Here is a 20,295-nt window from a genome sequence, read left to right as displayed (position 1 = left end):
GGCCCCGCCCGCGCCCCCGGCGGTGCAGCTGTCCGGCACCGACCCTCGCGTGAGGGACCTGCTGAAGGGACTCTCCAGTGACGCGGACTTCGCGCGCTGGCTGGACTCCGAGGACCTGGCCCGCCGCTTCGCCGCGTCCGTGAACCTGATCGCCGAAGGCCAGAGCCCGCGCATGCCCCTGTCCTTCATGGCGCCGGCCGGGGCCTTCCGCGTGACGAAACGTCAGGGCCGCACGGTGGGCTCGGCGGAAAGCCATACCCGATACGACGGGGTGACCCGCGTCATCGTCTCGCTGGACGCGAAGGCCGTGGGGCAGGTGTATCAGGAGCTCAAGCCGCTGCTGGACGCCGCCCACGCGGAGCTGGCCCCGCCGGGCCGGAGCCTGGAGGCGACCCTGTCGCAGGCCATCGGGCGGCTCACGCGCGTCCCCATCCCCAAGACGTCCCCGGAGCTCACCGCGAAGGGCGCGCTCTACGTCTATGTGGATCCGGAGCTGGAGGCGCTGGGCGCCGCGGAGAAGCACCTGCTGCGCATGGGTCCGGTGAACATGCGCAAGGTGCAGGCGAAGCTCACCGAACTGTCGGCGGCGCTGGGCCTGCCGTCGCAGGGGCAGGCCCGCCAGCCGTAGTCCAGACGTGCGGTGTCTTGCTTTGGGTGGAGCCCCGCTCTACTCGCAAGGGGGGCTCCAGGGCCCTTCGGATGGCTACCCCTGGCGCGCTTTACGCGACGTGCTGTTCTAGGCGACTGTTCACTGGCAGGACGCGAGCCGCTTTCGCGTCCGTGACGAGAGACATCTCGATTCCTTGAACACGTATGCCTTTGCGCCGGCGCCCGCCGCTGGCGACAGCATCGCGAAGCCAGAGGGGGAAGTCCGTGGCTGATACAGGTGGGGGCGTGTCCCGCGACCCGGAGCTTGCCTCCCGTCTCGCGGCGATGGGCGTCCTGGAGACGCGGATGGCCGGGCTCGGCGCCGGCCAGCCGCCCGTGGTGATGGCAGGCCCCTTCTTCCACGCGACGGACCCCGCCGAGGTCCAGCGCGTGCGGCAGTTCCGCGACGCCCAGTACCGCGCGCGGCTGAGCTATCTGCTGAGCCCCGAGCAGCTTCAGCTCGACTGGCGGCTGGAGCTGGACGAGCGCAGCGCGCACTTCCACGCGAGCCGCGACGGCCAGCTCTTGGGCAGCCTGCGGATTACCCCCGCCCCCTTCGAGTTCCAGGCGCTCGCCCCGTCCCTGGAGGCGGAGGCGCCCCGGTTCCAGGGCTACGCGGAGTTCAGCCGACTGGTCGTGGACCCGGAAGCGCGCAGCCCCTCCGTCACGCCGCGCCTGCTCATCGCCGCCTGCACCTGGGCGATGACGGAGGGCTACGTCGGCATCGCCGGCCTGTGCCGCCGCGCCGCGCGCACCGTCTTCGAGCGCTACGGGCTGGCCGCGGCCAGCGAGGAACAGCACCGCGTGCCCATGCGCGGTCCGCAGCCCTACACGCTGATGGGTGGCACCTGGCCGCAGCTCATCGCCGCCAGCACCCGGATGTCCGAACGGCTCACCCGCCTCCGGATGAATGACTCACCGGACGCCTACTCCCGCTTGGTCGAGGTGGAACAGACATGACTGACACGACGCAGACGGTCTCCGGCCTGGAGGCCCTGAAACACCGCCGCTCGCAGGTCTGGGACGAGTTGCTTTCCCAGTCCCGCTTCGTGCGCACCATCCAGCAGGGTGAGGTCACGAAGGCGCTCTACGCGCTGTATCTCATTGAGACGTATCACTACACCCGGCACAACGCCCGCAACCAGGCGCTGGTGGGCGTGCGCTGCGACGACGACCGGCACTACCAGAAGTTCTGTTTCAACCACGCGGAGGAGGAGGTCGGCCACGAGCAGATGGCCCTGCACGACGTGGCCAGCATGGGCCTTCAGCCCGGCTTCCCCATCCCGCGCGCGCTGCCCGCCACGGACGTCCTCATCGCGTACCTGTACTGGGTCTCCTACCAGGGCAATCCCTTGCAGCGCCTGGGGTACAGCTTCTGGGCGGAGAGCTGTTACGACTACATCCGGCCGCTGTTGGGCAAGGTCCAGAAGTCGCTGGGGCTCACGCCCGCGCAGATGACCTTCTTCGTCGCGCACTCGGACATCGACGCGGAGCACTCGCAGGCGGTGGACGAGATGATCGCCAAGAAGTGCAAGACGCCCGAGGACTGGGAGGACGTGGCGCAGGTGATGGAGACGAGCCTGCGGCTGACCTGGAAGATGATGGACGAGGTGGCGGACGCCTACGCCCAGCTCGTCGACGGACGCAGCGACCGGGCCGCCTTCCTCAAGGCGCTGTGAGCCTTCCGCCATGGGCGCCTACTTCCGCCACCTGAACTATTCGCTCGGCGACGAGGACTCCCGCGTCGAGCTGCACGCCCTCCCGGCGGACGCCCGGCACGTGGTGGCCGTGGCCGGCAGCGGAGGGCGCGTGGTGCCGCTGCTCGCCCGCGCGCCCCGGAAGGTGACGTGCGTGGACATCTCCGACACGCAGCTCGCGCTCACCGAGCTGCGCATCGCCGCGCTGAGGCGGCTGAACCACACGGAGTACCTGGGCCTGCTGGGCTACGAGGACATGTCCACCCAGCGCCGCCTGGAACTCCTGGCCACCCTGACCCTCTCCGGAGCCGCGAGGAAGGCCCTGGAGCCCGTGTGGCAGGCGGTGGAGGCCGGCGAGCGTATCGTCTACCTGGGCCGCTTCGAGGGGATGCTGCGCACGCTGTCGCGCGTCGTCGGGCTGTTCACCGGCCAGCGCGGACGGAGGATGTTTGATCAGCCGGACGTCGCGGGGCAGCGCGCGTACCTGGACTCGGGGTTTCCCAAGGCGGCCTGGAAGCTGGTGCTCCTCCTGATGGGGAACTCGGCGGTGCTCAACTCGCTGCTCTACCGGGGAGACTTCCCGAAGAAGAACCGGCCGGAGAGCGCGTTCCGCATCTACTGGGACCTCTTCGACCGGCTCTTCCGCACGCTGCCGGTGCGCTCCAGCTTCTTCCTGCAGCTGGTCTTCTTTGGAGAGCTCCGCTACCCGGAGGGCTACCCCATCGAGTGCGACGCCGACGTCTACCTGGCGGCGCAGCGGGCCGCGCGCGACGCGGACATCGAATACGTCAAGGGCGACATCCTCCAGCACGTCCAGGCCCAGCGGGACGTGGACTTCGTGTCGCTGTCCGACGTGCCGTCCTTCCTCCCGCCGGACCTGGAGCGCGACTTCCTCAACGCGATGAAGCCGGGCCTCACCCCGGACGCCCTCGTCGTCACGCGGGGACACCTGCGCGTCGCCGCCCCGGAGGTCCAGGGCTACGAGGACGTGTCCGGCCGCTACGCGGATTCCATCGCCGGGGAGCGCACCCAGCTCTGGAAGATCAACTTCTACCAACGACGTTCTTGAGGAGCGCCGTCGCATGCATGCCGTGAAGCTGACGAAGACGTTCGACGCCCAGGCGCTGGAGGCGGCCTACCACGCCGTCCGGCGCCAGGTGGAAGCGCTGCCCGCGGGCTATCCCGGCGAAGGCCACCAGGGGTGGACCTCCATCTGTCTGCACTCCGCCACGTCCGGCGCCTCACCGGTGCTGGATGCGGCCCCCTACCTGCGAGACCTGCTCGCCGGCCTGGGCCTGAAGCTGCGCCTGGCGCGGCTGCTGCGCCTGGAGCCCGGAGGCGTCATCCGCGAGCACCAGGACGCGTTCCTGTCCAAGCGCATCGTCCGGCTCCACATCCCCGTCGTCACCCACCCCGACGTGGAGTTCTACGTGGGCGGCCAGCGGTGCGTCTGGGGCGCGGGGGAGTTCTGGTACGGCGACTTCTCGCTGCCGCACCACGGGGTCAACAAGAGCGGCATCGCCCGCATCCACCTGGTGCTGGACGTGACGGCGGACGACGCGCTCCTCCACCTCTTCCCGCCCCAGCAGGTGCCGCCGTCGCTCCAGGCGATGGGGAGCGAGACACAGGAAGCGGAGCTGGACCCGCGCGTCATCGAGCGCTTCGCCTTCGACTTCACCCTGCCCCAGGGCTTCAGCCTCCCCGGCACTGGACTGGCGCCGCTGACGTCCGAGGCGCGGGGCGGCATGCGCATGGTGGACAACGAGCTGTGCATCTTCGTCAACGAGCAGCCCATGTTGAAGGCCGTGCCCGTGTCGGAGGACACGGTGGACCTGCTGGGCATGGGGCCGGAGGCACGCCTGCGCTACACGTTCCGTGGCGAGGCGGTGCGGGATGTGACGCTCACCGTGGGCACGACCCCGGTGTACTCATTCGACGTGCGCCATGGCTCCGGTCAGGCTCATTGAGCGCGGGGAGGCGGGAGACGCCAGCGACAGCGCGCGGCTGGCGTCGAAGCTCGTCGGCCACTACGTCGAGCGGGGCACCGGGCCCTTCATCGGGAACACCCGCCACCGCGTCCTGCTGGCGGAGGTCGACGGCGAGGTGACGCCACTCATCGTCAACGACGGCGCGGACAGCGACTGCTACCTGACGTCGCCGTTCATCAACTACATCACCTACGCGGAGGACTTCGTGCGCTCCGTGAAGGACCCCGGCACACGGCGGGCGCTCCTCGCGTTCATCCGCGCCGTGCGGGCCGTCATCCGCTCCAGGGACCTGGACCGGGTCGTCTACGTCAATCACTGGATGCTGGCCACGGGGCCGGCGCTGCGCTTCACCCCGGAGCAGCTGGAGCGGCTGACGCGGGCACTGAAGGAGCGCTTTCCCCAGCACGCCCTCGTCTTCAAGCGGGCCACGGCGGAAATGGCCAGCGCGGAGCTACCAGCCATCTTCAACCGGCAGATGTACGTGTGGCGGCACGAACCGGGGAAGAAGCCGCCCCGGGAGTTCCGGCAGGACCGCAACCTGCTGAACCAGCACCGCGCGAACCTGCGCAGGCTCACCGCCGCCGACCCTGGCGTCATCGACCGGCTGCGCGAGCTGTACCGGGCGCTCTACATCGACAAGTACTCCGACCATAACGCCTTCTTCACGGAGGCCTGGTTCCAGGAGGTGTTCCGGCAGGGGCTGCTGGAGGTCTACGGCATCGAGGTGGACGGCCGCCTTGCCTACTTCGTCACCTGCTTCGTCGCGGGCGGCGAGCTGATTGGCTCCGTGGTGGGGCACGACCCGGTGCTGTCGCGAAAGCACGGCCTGTACCGGGCGGGCATGAGCCACCTGATGCAGCTCGCGGAGGAGCGCGGCCTGCCGCTCAACCTGAGCTCCGGCTCCGGGCAGTTCAAGCAGAAGCGCGGCGCCACGCCGCTCACCGAGTACGAACTGCTCTGCTTCTCTCACCTCCCCTGGCGTGCAAGGCTGTCCTGGTCGCTGCTCCGGCGCATCTACAACGAGGTCGGTCCCAGGGTCTTCACCGCCCTGAGCATCTGACCGCGACCTTCCGTCGAGGACCGCATGCTCTACACGCCCCGAAGCTTCCAGGAGTCGGACCTCTCCACGCTGCACGCCTTCATGAAGCAGCACAGCTTCGCCACGGTCATCTCGCACGGCGCGGAGCTCAACGTCACGCACCTGCCGCTGATGCTGGCGCCGGACCGGGGAGACAAGGGCACGCTGCTGGGACACCTGGCGCGCGCCAATCCGCACTGGAAGGACTTCGACGGCGAGCGGCCGGTCCTCTGCGTCTTCCACGGCCCCCACTCCTACATCTCGCCCACCTGGTACAAGGCCCGGCCCTCGGTGCCCACCTGGAACTACGCGGTGGTGCACGCGCGCGGGAAGCCACGCCTCATCGAATCGCGGGCGGAGCTGTCGAAGCTCATCGACCTGACGATTGCGACGTATGAGCCCACCCTGGGAGCCCCCGGCAACGAGGCCTACCCACCCGAAGAGGCGCGCGCGCAGCTGCTGGAGCACATCGTCGGCTTCGAGCTGCCCATCGACGAGCTGCAGGGCAAGTTCAAGCTGGGCCAGAACCGCTCCGCGGAGGACCAGGCGGGAATCATGGAAGCGCTGACGGTCCAGGGCGGCGAATCGCTGGCCCTGCTCGAGCTGATGCGCGAGCGGTCGCGCGCGAAACCCTGACGCAGTCCCGGGCTCCGGAGGCCCCCGCACATGGCAAGGCAGCGCGTCCTCACCCCTTCCGAACCGCTCCAGCGGACGTGGGCGCTGAGCGCCGTGGACGTCGCGCTGAAGGACATGTTCGTGAGCTTCGCGGCGGTCTTCAGCGGGAGGCTCGACACGGAGCGCTTCACCCAGGCCCTCCGCCAGACGCTCATCCGCTACCCGTTCTTCCACGGCACCTTGAGGCAGCAGGACGACGCGGTGCTCGTCCTCTGCCACCACCCGCCCCGCCCCGGCGTCCGTGAGGGCATGAGCGCCGTGGGGCTGGACCTCGAGGACGTGGACGCGCCCTTCCCCACGGGCGACCGGCGGGTCCTCTACTCGGGGGACTTCGTCTCCAGGCTGGCCCCCGGGAAGCCACCGGTCCACGACGGGCGCCGCCCGCTGTTGCACCTGAAGCTCACGCACTTCCGCGACGCCTCCGTGGTGGGCCTGAGCTGGAACCACGCGCTGACGGACCTGCACGGCATCTACGACTTCCTCCGAGCGGTGTCGGACGCCTACAGCCACCCCGGCCACGAGCCCGGAGCGCCGCCGGTGTTCGGCCGGCGCGACATCTGGCGGAACCTCGAAGGGGCCCCGGAAGCGGGAGCCCGGCCGTCCAGGGAAGGCCGCCACGGCATCGTCCACATCTCACGCGCGAAGGCGGCGCTGGGCATCGCGCGCTACCTGAAGCAGGCCGTGACGGATGCCGTGCCCGTCTGCCTCTTCCTGGACGAGGACGGCGTCGACGCCATCAAGGCCCGGGCACAGGCCGCCGGGACGAAGGTGTCCACCAACGACGTGGTCAACGCGACGCTGTTGAAGTTCTTCGGCGAGTGCACCCGCGACCCACGCGCGTCTCCGGACGTGGGGCTGTACTTCCCCATCGACGTGCGCGAGCTGCTGGGAGCCCCGCACGGGTCGGTGGCCAACTGCCTGGGCAACGCGTCCGCGGTGCTGAAGCGCGCGGACCTGTGGAATTCGAGCGTCACCGAGCTGGCCATGCGCAACCGCGCCGTGGTGTCCGCCTATGGCCGGGAGCAGCTGCGGGGCGACCTGCGTTGGGCGGACTACTGGAGGCGCAACACGAGCGCCGGCAGCGTGTATCACCACTGGTTGCTGGGAAGAGACCGCGTCTATTCCTCCAACTGGACCAGCCAGGAGCTGGCGCGCGTGCGCTTCGACGACGCGGCGTTCGTCGCGCTGCTGCGAAGCTCGCAGCTCAACAAGTGGCTGCTGCTGCCGGCCTTCCACAGCACGGTCCTGCCCCGGATGGAGGGCGGCCGGATGAAGCAGGTGGTGCGGGTGGCCGTCCGCCGGGAGCACTTCCAGGTGCTGGCGAGGCACCTGGGAGACTGGCCTCACGTCGAGGAGGCCATCCGCCTGGACACCGGCGCTTCCGCCAGCGCCGGGTCCTGAAACAAGGGGACGTCCTCGCGGAAGACGTTCCGCTCCACGGGAGGCGGAGGCTTCATCAGGTTCTGGGTGAGCCAGCCCAATCCCTGACGCTGCAGGGCGGACCGGTGCCAGATCCACGCCGATACATGGACCGGCTGCGCGCCGACGCTCATCTTCGGCCCCGCCGTGGTCATCCCCATGTTGACCGCCTTGCAGCCGTGCTCGATGGCGTAGCGGACGACCTCGTACAGCAGCCGGAAGTAGACACCCTCCTGCAGGGCCGCCTCGCGGGAGAAGCCGGTGCAGGAGAAGCGGAGCATGGGTCCGTCGAGGAACAGCAGCCCGAACCCGGCGATGCTGTCATCCGGCCGGCGCAGCAGCATCACCTTCGCCTCCGGCATGTCGCTGGCCGAGGCAAAGAAGCCCTCGGTGAGGACCAGGCGCCGGTACTGGGTGGCGCGCTCGTAGAGGGTCCGCCACAGTACCGTCAGCTCCGGGGCCAGCGGCGCGAACTGCTCCATGACCTCCACGCGAAGCGAAGCCGTCTCCTTCATGCAGCCCGCCAGGCGCGCGCGGTAGCGGGCACGCATGTGGGCCTTGTAGTCATTGAATGACGCGAACGGCACCGGCGCGACGTACGCCGCGGGGAGCGGCGAGGGCACGAAGCCCATCCGGCGGAGCACCTCCACCGCCCCGGGCGCGGCCGCCGTCTCGATGTCCCGGATGACGACCAGCGACGCGCGCTGGCGCTCCGCCTCCGCCTGCGCCCAGCGCGCCACGGTGGTGAGGGCTTCGGCGCTGGTGAGCGAGGAGCGCACGGGGAACCCCACGCCCGCGGGGTTGCCCACCTCGATGACGCCGTACTTCAGGAAGCGAGGCGCCGCGCCTCGCACCAGGTGGACGGCCTGCTGGATGCGTTGATTGCCCAGGTCCGCCCCATCGATGGTGTTGCGATAGGTGGCGGCGACGCCCACCGGCTGACCGCGCCGGTCGCTCAGCACGATGGGCACCTGGTGGAAGCCTTCAATCTGGATGTGCTGGGCGCACTTGAGGAAGCGCTGGCTGAGATTGAAGTGGCCTTCCGGGACCCAGCAATCCCAATCACGCGCACCGCCGTCCCGCCAGAATGCTTCTCCCGCCTCCCGGACCGTCACCCCACCAGTGTCGTGCTCGGCACTGCTACCACGCATGTCATTCCTCCGCGGACATCGGAGGCGGAACAGTGCCTCGCGGCCCCCAGGCGCGGGAAGGCCGCGACGGGTCGCGGAAGGACTGTCACGAAAACCAACCACGATCCGGCGGTGATGTCAGGGGCGTGATTCAGGATGACCGTCCCCCATGTTTCAGTCATCCCAGCCCGTGTCGTCTCAAGAGCGAGTCGCCCTGGTGGATGCCCTGCGCGGCTTCGCGCTGTGTGGCGTCTTCGTCTCCAACACCTTCCTCTGGTTCAGCGGCCGGAACCTGCTGCCGCCAGAACGGCTCCAGGCCCTGGGCTCGCCGCTCCTGGAGCTGGGGGCCGGCGCCCTCTTCCTGTTCTTCGTGGCGCACAAGTTCCTCAACCTCTTCGGCTTCCTCTTCGGGCTGGGCTTCTGCCTCCAGCTGTCGCGAGCGGAAGCCCGAGGCGCCTCGCACGTCCCCGTCCACCTGCGGCGCATGGGAGTGCTGCTGTGCTTTGGAGCCGTGCACCTGCTGGCGCTCTGGATGGGAGACATCCTCCACCTGTATGCATTGGCGGGCTTCGTGCTGGTGCTCTTCGCCGGGAGGTCGGACCGGGCGTTGTGGAGTTGGGTTGTGCTCCTGCTGGGCTTGGTGCCGCCCCTCGTCCTCGCGCTCCAGCATTGGGGGCCGGGAGCCGCGGCGGAGGCCGCGAAGGCCCATGAGCTGGCGCTGCGGGCGGACCTGCTCGCGGCGCTCTCCAGTGACTCGGTCTGGACGGCGCAGGCGGGAAACGCCCGCTACGTCTGGGAGACGTGGTTCAGCACGCCCCGGGTGCTCATCTGGCTCGCGCTGATCCTCGGACGCTTCCTGCTGGGTTTGCTGGCGGGGCGTCACCGGTTGTTGCAGGACGTGGAGCGCCACCGTCCCCTGCTCCGCCGGATGCTGGGGTGGGGGCTGGGCATGGGAGCCCTGCTCAATGCCGGGGGGCTCCTGGCATTCCAGCTGAGAGCCCAGGGACTGGAGCCCACGAACCACGCGGGCCTCTTCCTCCTGATGGCGTTCCAGGACCTGGGCTACGTGCTTCTGGGCGCCGCGTACCTGGCCGGCTTCGCGCTGCTCTTCCAGCGCGAGCGCTGGCGCCGGGCCATGACGGTGTTCGCCCCCGTGGGCCGCATGGCGCTGACGAACTACCTGATGCAGACGGTGCTGAGCCTGTGCCTCTACAACGGCTGGGGCCTGGGGCTCATCGGCCGCGTGCCGCCGTCACACGGTGTCGCCATCGCGCTGGCGCTCTTCGCGGTGCAGGTGCTGCTCAGCCATGCCTGGTTGAAACACTTCCGCTTCGGTCCCGCGGAGTGGCTGTGGCGGTCGCTCACCTACGGCCGCCTTCAACCCCCGCGCTGATTCACTTCTTGGGAGGGTGGTTCCCCCGGCCGCCACCGGACGGCCTTCCCGTCTTGCTCGGTGCATTGGGGGGCGGAGGTGGCCGGGCGCTGCCGCCGCCAGCCTTGCCTCCGCTTGCTCCTTTGCCGCCCTTCCCTTGTCCTCCGCTGCCTTTGCCCATGGCGCTCCTCCGTTGCATGCGATTCAGGGTGGAAACCTATGCACGGTTGCACGCCCTGGCAGGGACGGTTCCCACGGCACAGCTTTGATGCGGTCATGGACGTCCCCGCCTCATTGCTCGACTTCTCGCTGGTCCAGGGCACCCTGCTCGGGCAGAAGCTTCGCCGCGCCCGTCATCGCCAGACGTCGCGGCCCGCGCGCATCCTCGTCCTGACCCTGGTGGCCTGGCTTCCGCTCCTCGTCCTGTCCCTCCTGGGTGGAGGGCTCGGGATGACACGCGCCTTCCTGCACGACGTGGGGACCCAGGTCGCGTTCCTGGTGTCCCTGCCGCTGCTCGTCGCGTGCGAGCGCTACATCGACCTGAACGAGAAGGCGGCCGTGCGCCAGTTCGTCGTCTCGGAGCTGATTGCTCCGAAGGACCTGGCCACCTACGAGCGCATTGCCAGAGACGTGGTGCCGATGCGGCGAAGTGCCATCATCGAGGCCGGGCTCCTGGCCGCTTCCATCGCCGTGTCCTTGCTGGACGTGCCCCACGTGACGAGCCGTCCAGCCTGGCTCCATGCGCAGCCCCAGGGCCCGCTCACCCTGGCCGGGTGGTGGTACCTCGCGGTGAGCATGCCGATCCTCCGGTTCTTGCTCCTGCGCTGGCTGTGGCGGGGAGTCCTGTGGGCCAGGTTCCTGTTCAAGGTCTCCCGGCTGCCGCTCACCCTCGTGCCCACGCATCCGGATGCAGCGGGCGGTCTGGGCTTCCTCGGGACCGTCCAGGCCAGCTTCTCACTGATCGTCCTCGCGGTGTCCGCCACGATCACCACGCACCGCCTGTCGCACGCCTCCACCACGGACATCACCGACTACGCCCTTCACCTGTTCACCTTCGCGCTCCTCTGCATGGCCGTCATCTTCGCCCCGCTGATGTCCTTCTTCCGTCAGCTACTGATGGCGAAGCGAAAGGGGGACCATCACTACTCGGCGGTGGCGGCCTGGCATTCGCAGCGCTTCGAAGAGCGGTGGTTCCACCGGAAGCTGCCGGAGGGACTGGACCCGCTGAGCGCGGAGGACTTCTCCTCGCTCACGGACCTGGGCTCGTCCTTCGTCGCCGCACGCCGCATGCGCTGGTTCCCGGTGGACATCCGGGCGGCGCTGGCCGTCATCGCCGCGGCCATGGCGCCCATGGTTCCGCTGCTCCTCGCCGACCGGCGCTTCGTGGAGGTGTTGCTGGAGCTTGGCAAGAGCCTGCACTGACGCATCGCCGTCAGCGGGCCACCGGGCGCGAGGGGGCTTCCTCCCGGACGATCAACAGCCCATCCATGACCGTCGCCCAGGGGACCTTCATCCAGGACGTGTAGATCAAGGGACGCGCCAGGCTGGGCCCCAGCTCACGAAGCTGGCGCCCATCCAGATACCGGGTGTCCGCGGAGTGGTTCAGGAACGCCTGGCCCTCCAGTGACTCCGGCGTCGCGGGTGCCAGGGCAAACGTCTGGGGACTGGCGCCGATGGAATAGCTCCCGGAGCTGGCGGAGAACCCCAGCACGAAGGACTGGTCCCCGAACCGCTCACGCACGAAGGAGCCGAAGGGAATCCGCTGCCGGCCGTCCGCATCCAGGGCCGACATGCCCTTCGAGGCATGAAGGGTGGCAAGCCAGACAATGGCTTTCCTGGGCTGGGGGGACTGGGACAGGAGCCATTCCAGGTTCATGAACATGGAGCGCTCACGCGCGTTGTCTTCGTTCCAGCTCCGGGGAGCACCGGGCTGCTCCTCCTTGAGGGTCAACGCGGCGGCCGCGCGGGTGAAGGTCCGCACCAGGTTGCGAGCCATCTGCAGCGATTCAGCCTGGGTGAGCGTCGACTCCAGCTCCTGCGCGCAGCCCAGGAGGACCTTCGCGGTCGCCGCATCGTACGGATGGGTTTCGTCGTAGCCCCAGGCCATGTGCCGATCGAGCTCCGCCCGGCACTCCTCCCGCCGAGGGGCGAGCTCACGCACCAGCTCCTTCGTCACCCACCTGCCCCCGTTGATCTGATCATCAATCCCACCGACCGCGAGGGTCCCCGCCCGCCACCGTCCGGCCAGGAACGGAATGAGGGGTGCCATCTCCGGACTGGCCCACATCCCGCCAATGGCAGTCGCGAGCATGTCGTCACTGACGGGCTGGCCGGCCTTCAGCAGCGCCTGGAGATGGAGGAAGTCATAGGTGCCTGTCTCGATGAAGAAGGCATCGTACTGGCATTCCTCCACCAGCCTGCGGGTCAGCTCCGCCTTGAAGGCCACGGTCCTGGCACTGCCATGGTGGGACTCCTCCCCCAGCAGCGCCATCCGCTTGTCGCAGAGTTCCCGGACGATCCGGTCGGTATCGGAGGGCGGCGGCGCCTCACTCCTGGGTGACGAGGCGCAGCTCGCAAGCAAGGAGAGCAGAAGCAGCAGGTATCTCATCCGCGGCACTCCATGGACGCCCTCGGCAGCGCCGAAGGCTCCATCTCCGTCGCCATCGAGGAGGTCTCCCCGCCGGACTGGGCGGAGACCGTTCAGCGCTCCGCGAAGGCCTTCTCGGTGACGTAGTGGCCGGCCTCTCCGGGGGTGCCCTCGCGGAAGCCGCGCTCCTCCAGCATGGTCGTGAGGTCCGAGAGCATGCCGGGGCTGCCACAGAGCATCACGCGGTCGGTCTCCGGGTTCAGCGGCGGCAGGCCCACGTCCTTGAACAGCTTCTCGCTCTGGATGAGGTCGGTGATGCGGCCGGTGTTGCGGAAGTCCTCGCGCGTGACGCTCGGGTAGTACGTGAGCTTCTGCTTCACCAGCTCCCCGAAGAACTCGTTGTGGGGCAGCTCGTGGATGAAGAGGTCGTGGTAGGCCAGCTCTTCCGCCCGCCGGCAGGTGTGCGTGAGGATGACCCGGTCGAACTGCTCGTACATCTCCGGGTCCTTCACCAGGCTCAGGAACGGCGCCAGGCCCGTGCCCGTGCTCAGCATGTAGAGGTTCTTGCCGGGCAGCAGGTGCTTGAGGACCAGCGTTCCGGTCGCCTTCTTGCTGACCAGGATGCTGTCGCCCTCCTTGAGGTGCTGCAGCCGGGAGGTCAACGGCCCACCGGGCACCTTGATGCTCAGGAACTCGAGGTGGTCGTCATAGTGCGCGCTCACCATGCTGTAGGCGCGCAGCAGCGGGCGGGCCTCGACCTCCAGGCCGATCATCGTGAACTGGCCGCTGGCGAAACGGAAACCCGGGTCACGCGTGGTGACAAAGCTGAAGAGGGTGTCAGTCCAGTGGTGCACGCGCAGCACGGACTCCTTCATGAGACTGCTCACGGTTGTTGCTCCAGAAGAGGGCCGGCGGCGTTCTAGACCACCCGAACGCGCCGGTTAACGGGTAACGTTGTGCGACACATTCCCCCCTCCGTACCAGAGGAAGAAGCCCGGCGGGCAGCCTTGCGCTTATCGGCGGGTTCAGGAGTCCAGCGGGTCCGCCGGCCTCGGGCACCCTGGCCCGCTGGTCAGCGGGCGAGCTGGGACAACGCCCGGCCGAGATGACGCCCCGCCTGGGTGCCCACGGCGGCAGGCGCCTCGACTCCGAGCCCCTGGGGATTCAGGGCCCCCCAGCCCGAGAGGAAGGACCCCGTGGACCACGCCGCCCGGAAGCCCTGCTCGAAGAGGGAGGCCAGCGTCCGCTCCAGGCCGGGCGCCGCGGACTCCAGGCGCCTGGAGACGAAGAGCTCCGTCCCCAGCCGTGCGCTGCCCGCCTCCAGCTCCGGCGGGGTGGGAAGGGAGGCCTCCACCAGGATGCCCGCGTAGAGCGGCTCCTCCGCCTCACAGACCCCTTGGAAGACCGACGTGAGGAATCGCGCCGTCGCCTGGGCCTGCCGCCGCTCCTTCTTCGAGAGCGCGGCCGCACCGGGCATGGACAGGAGGGCGCCGCTCACAAAGACCGCCACGGGGTGGAGCGTCCGCTCCTGCGCGTCATCGGGGACCGGCTGGTACTCGACCGTCACTCCGCCCACCTGGGGTGCCTCGAAGCCCACGCGGAGCACCTTCGCCCCAGGGGCCTCGCCGCCGACGAGCGTCTTCCACTCCTGCAGCTGCTTCCCGCCGCGGAGCTCCACGGAGCGGTCCTCCAGGTGCCTCGCGAGGTCGGAGATCATCCCGAAGCGGGGGAAGCGCTCCCCCCGGACCACCGTGAGCGCGCCGGTCGGAGTCGCGCCCGCCGCCGCCACGTGCGCACAGACGCGGCCGAGCGCGGCCTCCGGGGCGAGCCGGTCCAGGTAGAACGCGGCGGCGACATGGGGCGGGTCCAGGTAGAGCGAGGAGCGACTCATGGGCCTCACTGAATCAGCTTGAGCATCTCGCGCAGCTGGGCCGCGTTGGGCACGAACGCGGTGGCCAGCTCGCCGGTTTCCTCGAAGAACTGCACGACGAAGTACTTGCCGTCAACGCGGGCGAGGTGCGCCACGGTCTTCGACGCGCCCGTGGACCACGGAAACACCTTGCTGCTCTGCATGGCGCGCTCGAGGAGCTCGCGCCACAGGCCCAGGTGGGTTTCGCGCGAGACGACGCGTCCGAACCACTGGGCGGCGTGCCGGTCGAAGGAATGATCGAGGCCGGCCTTCGTGAGCTTGCGCACCAGCCCGGGGGCCGCCGCCAGCCCCTTGCGGGCCGCGCGCGAGGCCAGGGCCTTGGACACCCCGCGCATCCGGGCGATGACCGCGAGCGGGATCTTGATGCCCGCCTGGGCGGTCTTCGCCCCCAGCAGCTTGAAGCCCAGCTTGCCGGCGACGCCCGCGCCCTTCGCCACCGTCCCGGGGGTCGGCACCAGGTCGATGGGGTCGAACAGGGGCTTCTCGAGGCCGACCTCGTGGAGGAAGACCTCGTTGCCCTCCCGGTCCACGAGCCGCGTGAGCCCCGTGGTGGCCCGCACCTTGTACCCGATGACGACCCCTGGGTTTTCAGGGTCCATCACGAGGCCGGTGATGAGGTCCGGCTTCGTTTGCAGCTGCTCCTCGAACTCGCTCCGGAAGCCGGGAGGCAGGGGTGAGGAGAGGGAGAGCTCCCCCACCGGCTCGTCGGGCCAGCGCAGCGCGCTGGCCGGGGCCAGGACGAGGTCCGTGCTGCCCACGGCGGACTGCCCCGGGAAGGACGGGGCCTGGGGGCCCGTGCGGTCCGGCGGGCCCTGCCGGAGGTCGATCTCCTGGAAGCGCAGGGAATAGGACAGCGAGGCGCCGGGGTCCGCGACGGGCGCGAGCGAGGCTCCGCCATGGTGGCGCACCGTGATGACCGCGCTGCTGCCGGAGAACTCGACCTTCACCTCGAGCTGGGTCTGCTTGCTCTCGACGGACACCTCCGCGGCGGGGATGCCGCCGATGGTCACCAGCCAGCGGTTCGCGGAGTCCTTGAAGACGATGTCCACGCGGGGCGCTGGCGTGACCGCATCCGAGGCATCCGCCTTGTCCTTGCGCTGGATTCCCGCCGGAGCCGAGGCCTGGACGCGCGGCAGGGAGAAGGGGCCCGGGCCGGTGATGGCCGATGCGAGCCGGTCCGCCTCCGCCTCATGCGGGGAGTCGCGCGCGCCGAGGCGATCCGAGGTGGGCTCCCGGCCTCCCTGCTGAAGGGTGTGGACGACCTCGTGCGCGAGCAGCGACATCCCGCGCCGGGTGTACGGTCCGCCGTGTCCGGCGCCGAGATAGATGTGGGCGCCCCGGGTGAACGCCGCCGCGTCCAGCGCCTCCGTGGCCCGCCGTGACTCCGCGTCGTGGTGGATGCGGACACGGCTGAGGTCATGGCCGAAGCGCGCCTCCATGCCGATGCGGACATCGCCGGGCAGGGGTTGTCCCGCGGAGGTGGAGAGGCTGTCGCCCGTTTCATGCTGGGGGGAAGCCCGTGCGTTGTCTTGCCGTGGGGCCGGGACCGCCTGCGTGTGTTCCAGGTGCCAGAAACCGCGGTACGTCATGGACGTCCCCCTTCACTGAGGCGCTGTGCGGGTACGGCGCGCTACGACTCCTTCCAATTCTTCTCCTTGAGTCCGCGAAGCACCACCTGGGCGACTTCCGCCACCCGGGGCTCTGGGTCGGCGCTCAGCCGCTCCAGTGGCTCACGGAGCTCCCGCCACGCCGCGAACGCCGCCGCCGCGGCCGCAGAGCTCCGCACCCGCGTGTCCGGATTCGACATGGCATCGCGGAGGAGTTCGAAGAGGTCCGGGTCGAGCTCCGCCGGTGCAGCCACCCCTGCGATTCGGACCGCACGCGCCAGCTCCAGGGGCTCCTTTGCTTCCTTCGCCTGCTGGAGCACCTCGTCCCGTGAATAGTGAGGCAGCCTTTTGCGGATTTGCTGCGCGGTCCCCTCCACGTCCGCCCCCGTCACGACGAAGTAGTGGAGGTCCACCATTGGATCCTCGAAGTAGTACGCCTCCGTTTGGTCATCCATCGTGCGATAGATCTTCGTATACGGCTCCAACCCCGAGGCCTCGAAGACGTCCCACATGGACCAGCCGTCCCTCCAGGCGAAGACCTCTACTCGTTCCCGCGAAGACTGTTCCTTGAGGGCGATACGGACCGGGGACATACGCGCTCCTCTTGTCGGGAACCGGGCGGCTCAGGTTCCACGCTTGCCGTACTTGCGGATGTCTTCGATTAGAGCCAGTTGCTCGGCGCGAAGCTCCGGCACGGTCTCGCGCGAGGCTGCTTCTTCAAGGCACTTACGGAAGAACTCGAAGAAGGCGGAGTCAAACACAGGCGGTGCAATGAGTGCCAGGAGGCGGACGGCCAGGTCACACTCCTCCGGCGTGGTCGCCGATTCGGCGCTACCCCTCCTGCCAATTGTTGCTCATGAGCGCTTGCAGCGCGATGTCCGCCCGCCGACGCACTTCCTCCTCCGGGTCCTGGGTCCGCAACTCCTCCAGCAGCCCCTTGAACTCCCTCCATGCCGCGAAGACCGAGGCTCGGGTGACTTCCGCGCGAACATTCGGGTCCGGGTGATGAGCCGCAGCCTGAAACCGGGCGAACACCTCCGGGTCGAACGTATCGGGCACGGCGGCAACCCCGGCGAGGTCCACCCAACGCGCGAGCTCTTCTGGTGACTTCGCCTCCTTCAGGTGCAGGAGGAATTCCTCGCGTCCGTAGGTGGGCAGCGCGGCGCGAATCTGCTCGATGACCGGCTCGCGGTCCTCTCCCATAAGGGCGATATAGCGTGCCCCCACCCATGGGTCCTCGACGTAGTGGATGAACGTCTTCTTCCGGTCCCAGGGATACCAGATGTACTCGTAAGGCTCCTGGTCGCTTCCCGGTTTGAAGTCGTGAAGGATCCACCTCACCTTCCAGACGAAGCTGGTGACCTTTTCACGCGATGCCTCATCTTTGAGTACCAGCCGAATCGGAGACACGAACACGGGTGTACCGCTCGCTACGACTCCTTCCAATTCTTCTCCTTGAGTCCGCGAAGCACCACCTGGGCGATCTCCGCCACCCGGGGTTCCGAATCGGCGCTCAGCCGCTCCAGTGGCTCACGGAGTTCCCGCCACGCCGCGAACGCCGACGCCGCGGCCGCCGAGTTCCGCACACGCGTGTCCGGATTCGACATGGCATTGCGGAGAATCTCGAAGATGTCGGGGTCGAATTCCGCCGGTGCAGCCACCCCCGCGATACGGACCGCCCGTGCCAGTTCCAGGGGCTCCTTCGCATCCTTGACCAGCTGAAGCACCTCGTCCCGCGTATAGCAGGGCAGCCCCCCGCGGATCCGCTGCACGGTCCCTTCCACGTCCGCCCCCGTCACGACGAAGTAGTGGAAGTCCACCATCTGATCCTCGAAATAGTACGCCTCCGTCTGATCATCCATCGTGCGGTAGATCTTCGTATACGGCTCCAACCCCGAGGCCTCGAAGACGTCCCACATGGACCAGCCGTCCCTCCAGGCGAAGACCTCTACTCGTTCCCGCGAAGACTGTTCCTTGAGGACGATCCGGACCGGGGACATGCGCGCTCCTCTTGTCGGGAACCGGGCGGCTCAGGTTCCACGCTTGCCGTACTTGCGGATGTCTTCGATTAGAGCCAGTTGCTCGGCGCGAAGCTCCGGCACGGTCTCGCGCGAGGCTGCTTCTTCAAGGCACTTACGGAAGAACTCGAAGAAGGCGGAGTCAAACACAGGCGGTGCAATGAGTGCCAGGAGGCGGACGGCCAGGTCACACTCCTCCGGCGTGGTCGCCGATTCGGCGCTACCCCTCCTGCCAATTGTTGCTCATGAGCGCTTGCAGCGCGATGTCCGCCCGCCGACGCACTTCCTCCTCCGGGTCCTGGGTCCGCAACTCCTCCAGCAGCCCCTTGAACTCCCTCCATGCCGCGAAGACCGAGGCTCGGGTGACTTCCGCGCGAACATTCGGGTCCGGGTGATGAGCCGCAGCCTGAAACCGGGCGAACACCTCCGGGTCGAACGTATCGGGCACGGCGGCAACCCCGGCGAGGTCCACCCAACGCGCGAGCTCTTCTGGTGACTTCGCCTCCTTCAGGTGCAGGAGGAACTCCTCGCGTCCGTAGGTGGGCAGCGCGGCGCGAATCTGCTCGATGACCGGCTCGCGGTCCTCTCCCATAAGGGCGATATAGCGTGCCCCCACCCATGGGTCCTCGACGTAGTGGATGAACGTCTTCTTCCGGTCCCTGGGATACCAGATGTACTCGTAAGGCTCCTGGTCGCTTCCCGGTTTGAAGTCGTGAAGGGTCCACCCCTTCTTCCAAACGAAGTTGGTGACCTTCCCACGCGATGCCTCATCTTTGAGTACCAGCCGAATCGGAGACACGAACACGGGTACACCTCACGAACCAGGGGTTCGGGTGATGTCAACGCCATAATGCATGGACACGCTCTGCCGCAAAGCATTCTCGAACGATTCCCGGATGAACCGTCTCACCTGATTCCCATCGCTGAAGTTCATGTCGAGCGCCTCCATCTGCGCGCGAATCCAGCGCCGGACGAACTCAATCTGACGGCGCCTCTGCTCCTGGGCTCGCCGTTCACCGCTCGCGTACTCGACTCCGGGTACACGCTCAGCCTCCACCGCTCGCATACCGGCTCCCGCTCCGCGCTGAGAGGCCGGGAAGAGCCCACCGCCTCCCCGGCGCTCCGGGATGCTCGAGAACGCCTCCTGGAAGCTCATCCGCTGGGACCCCGAGTGCGCAACCATGTCCAGAAGCATGGGCACATGGGCGGCCGCCACACCAGCCCGGGCCGCCTCGAGTTGGAAGAGCCGCGTCAGCCCCGCGAGCGACTGCATTAGATTCTGAGCATTGGGTTGACCGGTAACGAACCCGGGCATGGGGTCCCCTCGCGCCAGATTGCGCAGGGCTGTGGCGATACCCTGCTCGCTTGCGCCCGTCAGACGCTGGACGTTTGCGAGTTCCTGCGCGATGTCCCGATAGCGCCCCCTGCCTCCCACCCCCTCGACCCGGATGTTGCCCAGCGCGACCACGCGCTGCTCGTGGAACGACTCCTCTACAAGCGTTCCACCTACGCGTACGTTCTGGGTCTGCCCCTGGCGAGCACCCGCGACCTGCCGCCGGTAGTCCATGATCGCCCCCAGGTTACCGACGCCGGGTTGCACCTCCAGGGGTTCCTCCCCCGGCACGCCCCGGCGCTGCTCTCGCTGCTGGCGCAGCTGCTCGGCTTCCGCCTCGACGGCCCGCGTGTGTTCCGGCTGTTGCTCGGGCCTCAGGCCCAGGACCTCATTGGCGACCTCGTCAATGATTCGCATCAGCCGGATGCCGTCTGGCACCGTGTAGACCGACGCCACCGGCCTGCGGGGATTGATGATCGCGAGGATGCGGCCTCGGTCTCCTCCCTCGCGCTCGACGGAGAGGCGAGTCAGCCGGTACCAGGCGCGCCAGATGGCCAGCTGCGCGCGCAGCCGGAGCCGGGGAACGCCGCGGCGAAGCAGCGAGCCGACTCGTGGCTGGAGCTGCTCCACCGCCCGATCCAACCGTTGCTGGGGTGTCTGCTGCTGCTGCTGCCTCCGCCGCTGCCGCCACTGCCGGATGCGTTCGCGCGCCTGCCGCAGCCGGTCGCGCATGCCCCGCCAGCCCCTGCTCAGCATCCGGCCCAGCCGCGTCCGTGCCAGCCGCCGGCCCACCGCCCTCGCCCCTCGCATCAC

The 20,295-nt window shown here is 68.6% G+C and carries 20 protein-coding genes; 10 read left to right on the top strand and 10 right to left on the bottom strand.

What is annotated here, in order from left to right; translation table 11 throughout:
* From D7X96_RS34545 to D7X96_RS34510, 8 genes are all read left to right on the top strand, one after another.
* Positions 1–628 (top strand): DUF3014 domain-containing protein (locus D7X96_RS34545; RefSeq protein WP_121771672.1); only part of this gene is annotated, 628 nt, incomplete at its 5' end.
* Between the two features lie 245 nt (positions 629–873).
* A complete protein-coding gene (locus tag D7X96_RS34540; protein WP_158616287.1) occupies positions 874–1,608 on the top strand; it encodes a GNAT family N-acetyltransferase in 735 nt (244 codons plus the stop codon).
* Positions 1,605–2,327 carry an iron-containing redox enzyme family protein gene (locus D7X96_RS34535; protein WP_121723572.1) on the top strand — a complete coding sequence of 241 codons (723 nt, stop codon included), beginning with the start codon at positions 1,605–1,607 and terminating at the stop codon, positions 2,325–2,327. Before D7X96_RS34540 ends, D7X96_RS34535 begins: the two co-directional genes overlap by 4 nt.
* Positions 2,328–2,337: 10 nt before the next feature.
* On the top strand, positions 2,338–3,414 hold the full coding sequence (locus tag D7X96_RS34530; RefSeq protein WP_121771671.1) for a DUF3419 family protein: 1,077 nt from the start codon (positions 2,338–2,340) through the stop codon (positions 3,412–3,414).
* Between the two features lie 13 nt (positions 3,415–3,427).
* Positions 3,428–4,312, top strand: coding sequence for an aspartyl/asparaginyl beta-hydroxylase domain-containing protein (locus D7X96_RS34525; RefSeq protein WP_121723574.1), 885 nt, complete (start codon positions 3,428–3,430; stop codon positions 4,310–4,312).
* Positions 4,290–5,393: a GNAT family N-acetyltransferase gene (locus tag D7X96_RS34520; RefSeq protein ID WP_121771670.1), complete on the top strand. Its 1,104-nt coding sequence runs from the start codon at positions 4,290–4,292 to the stop codon at positions 5,391–5,393. Before D7X96_RS34525 ends, D7X96_RS34520 begins: the two co-directional genes overlap by 23 nt.
* Positions 5,394–5,417: 24 nt before the next feature.
* Positions 5,418–6,047, top strand: a complete 630-nt coding sequence (locus D7X96_RS34515) for an FMN-binding negative transcriptional regulator (RefSeq protein ID WP_121723575.1) — start codon at positions 5,418–5,420, stop codon at positions 6,045–6,047.
* A gap of 30 nt (positions 6,048–6,077) precedes the next feature.
* Positions 6,078–7,487 carry an acyltransferase gene (locus D7X96_RS34510; protein WP_121771669.1) on the top strand — a complete coding sequence of 470 codons (1,410 nt, stop codon included), beginning with the start codon at positions 6,078–6,080 and terminating at the stop codon, positions 7,485–7,487.
* Here D7X96_RS34510 and D7X96_RS34505 read toward each other — a convergent pair.
* Positions 7,430–8,656 (bottom strand): GNAT family protein, encoded by a 1,227-nt coding sequence (locus tag D7X96_RS34505; RefSeq protein ID WP_147468471.1) that lies wholly within the window; start codon positions 8,654–8,656, stop codon positions 7,430–7,432. The genes D7X96_RS34510 and D7X96_RS34505 overlap by 58 nt on opposite strands.
* Before the next feature lie 148 nt (positions 8,657–8,804).
* Between D7X96_RS34505 and D7X96_RS34500 the strand changes: the two genes are divergently transcribed.
* Positions 8,805–10,028: a DUF418 domain-containing protein gene (locus tag D7X96_RS34500; RefSeq protein WP_121771667.1), complete on the top strand. Its 1,224-nt coding sequence runs from the start codon at positions 8,805–8,807 to the stop codon at positions 10,026–10,028.
* 255 nt (positions 10,029–10,283) lie between these two features.
* Positions 10,284–11,429 carry a hypothetical protein gene (locus tag D7X96_RS34495; protein ID WP_120551668.1) on the top strand — a complete coding sequence of 382 codons (1,146 nt, stop codon included), beginning with the start codon at positions 10,284–10,286 and terminating at the stop codon, positions 11,427–11,429.
* Positions 11,430–11,439: 10 nt separating this feature from the next.
* Here D7X96_RS34495 and D7X96_RS34490 read toward each other — a convergent pair whose 3' ends face one another.
* The 9 genes from D7X96_RS34490 to D7X96_RS34450 all read right to left on the bottom strand — a co-directional run.
* Complete coding sequence (locus D7X96_RS34490; protein ID WP_121771666.1) at positions 11,440–12,615, bottom strand: erythromycin esterase family protein; 1,176 nt, start codon at positions 12,613–12,615, stop codon at positions 11,440–11,442.
* A gap of 92 nt (positions 12,616–12,707) precedes the next feature.
* Entirely contained in the window at positions 12,708–13,481 is a 774-nt protein-coding gene (locus D7X96_RS34485; RefSeq protein ID WP_199746988.1) for a ferredoxin--NADP reductase, read from the bottom strand.
* Positions 13,482–13,666: 185 nt separating this feature from the next.
* Positions 13,667–14,485, bottom strand: a complete 819-nt coding sequence (locus D7X96_RS34480) for a hypothetical protein (protein WP_121771665.1) — start codon at positions 14,483–14,485, stop codon at positions 13,667–13,669.
* A 5-nt stretch (positions 14,486–14,490) separates the two neighbouring features.
* Positions 14,491–16,113: an eCIS core domain-containing protein gene (locus D7X96_RS34475; RefSeq protein ID WP_121771664.1), complete on the bottom strand. Its 1,623-nt coding sequence runs from the start codon at positions 16,111–16,113 to the stop codon at positions 14,491–14,493.
* A 41-nt stretch (positions 16,114–16,154) separates the two neighbouring features.
* Positions 16,155–16,724 carry a hypothetical protein gene (locus tag D7X96_RS34470; protein ID WP_121771663.1) on the bottom strand — a complete coding sequence of 190 codons (570 nt, stop codon included), beginning with the start codon at positions 16,722–16,724 and terminating at the stop codon, positions 16,155–16,157.
* Positions 16,725–16,962: 238 nt separating this feature from the next.
* Positions 16,963–17,547 (bottom strand): HEAT repeat domain-containing protein, encoded by a 585-nt coding sequence (locus tag D7X96_RS34465; protein ID WP_120551674.1) that lies wholly within the window; start codon positions 17,545–17,547, stop codon positions 16,963–16,965.
* A gap of 14 nt (positions 17,548–17,561) precedes the next feature.
* Positions 17,562–18,131, bottom strand: coding sequence for a hypothetical protein (locus D7X96_RS34460; RefSeq protein WP_121771662.1), 570 nt, complete (start codon positions 18,129–18,131; stop codon positions 17,562–17,564).
* A 238-nt stretch (positions 18,132–18,369) separates the two neighbouring features.
* Positions 18,370–18,954, bottom strand: a complete 585-nt coding sequence (locus D7X96_RS34455) for a HEAT repeat domain-containing protein (RefSeq protein WP_121723582.1) — start codon at positions 18,952–18,954, stop codon at positions 18,370–18,372.
* 9 nt (positions 18,955–18,963) lie between these two features.
* Positions 18,964–20,295 (bottom strand): hypothetical protein (locus tag D7X96_RS34450; protein ID WP_208647424.1); only part of this gene is annotated, 1,332 nt, incomplete at its 5' end.

Source organism: Corallococcus interemptor (genome assembly GCF_003668875.1).
In the GTDB taxonomy this organism is placed as follows: Bacteria; Myxococcota; Myxococcia; order Myxococcales; family Myxococcaceae; genus Corallococcus; species Corallococcus interemptor.
Note: the sequence above shows the minus strand (reverse complement) of the source record. Positions and strands in the feature narration are given on the sequence as shown.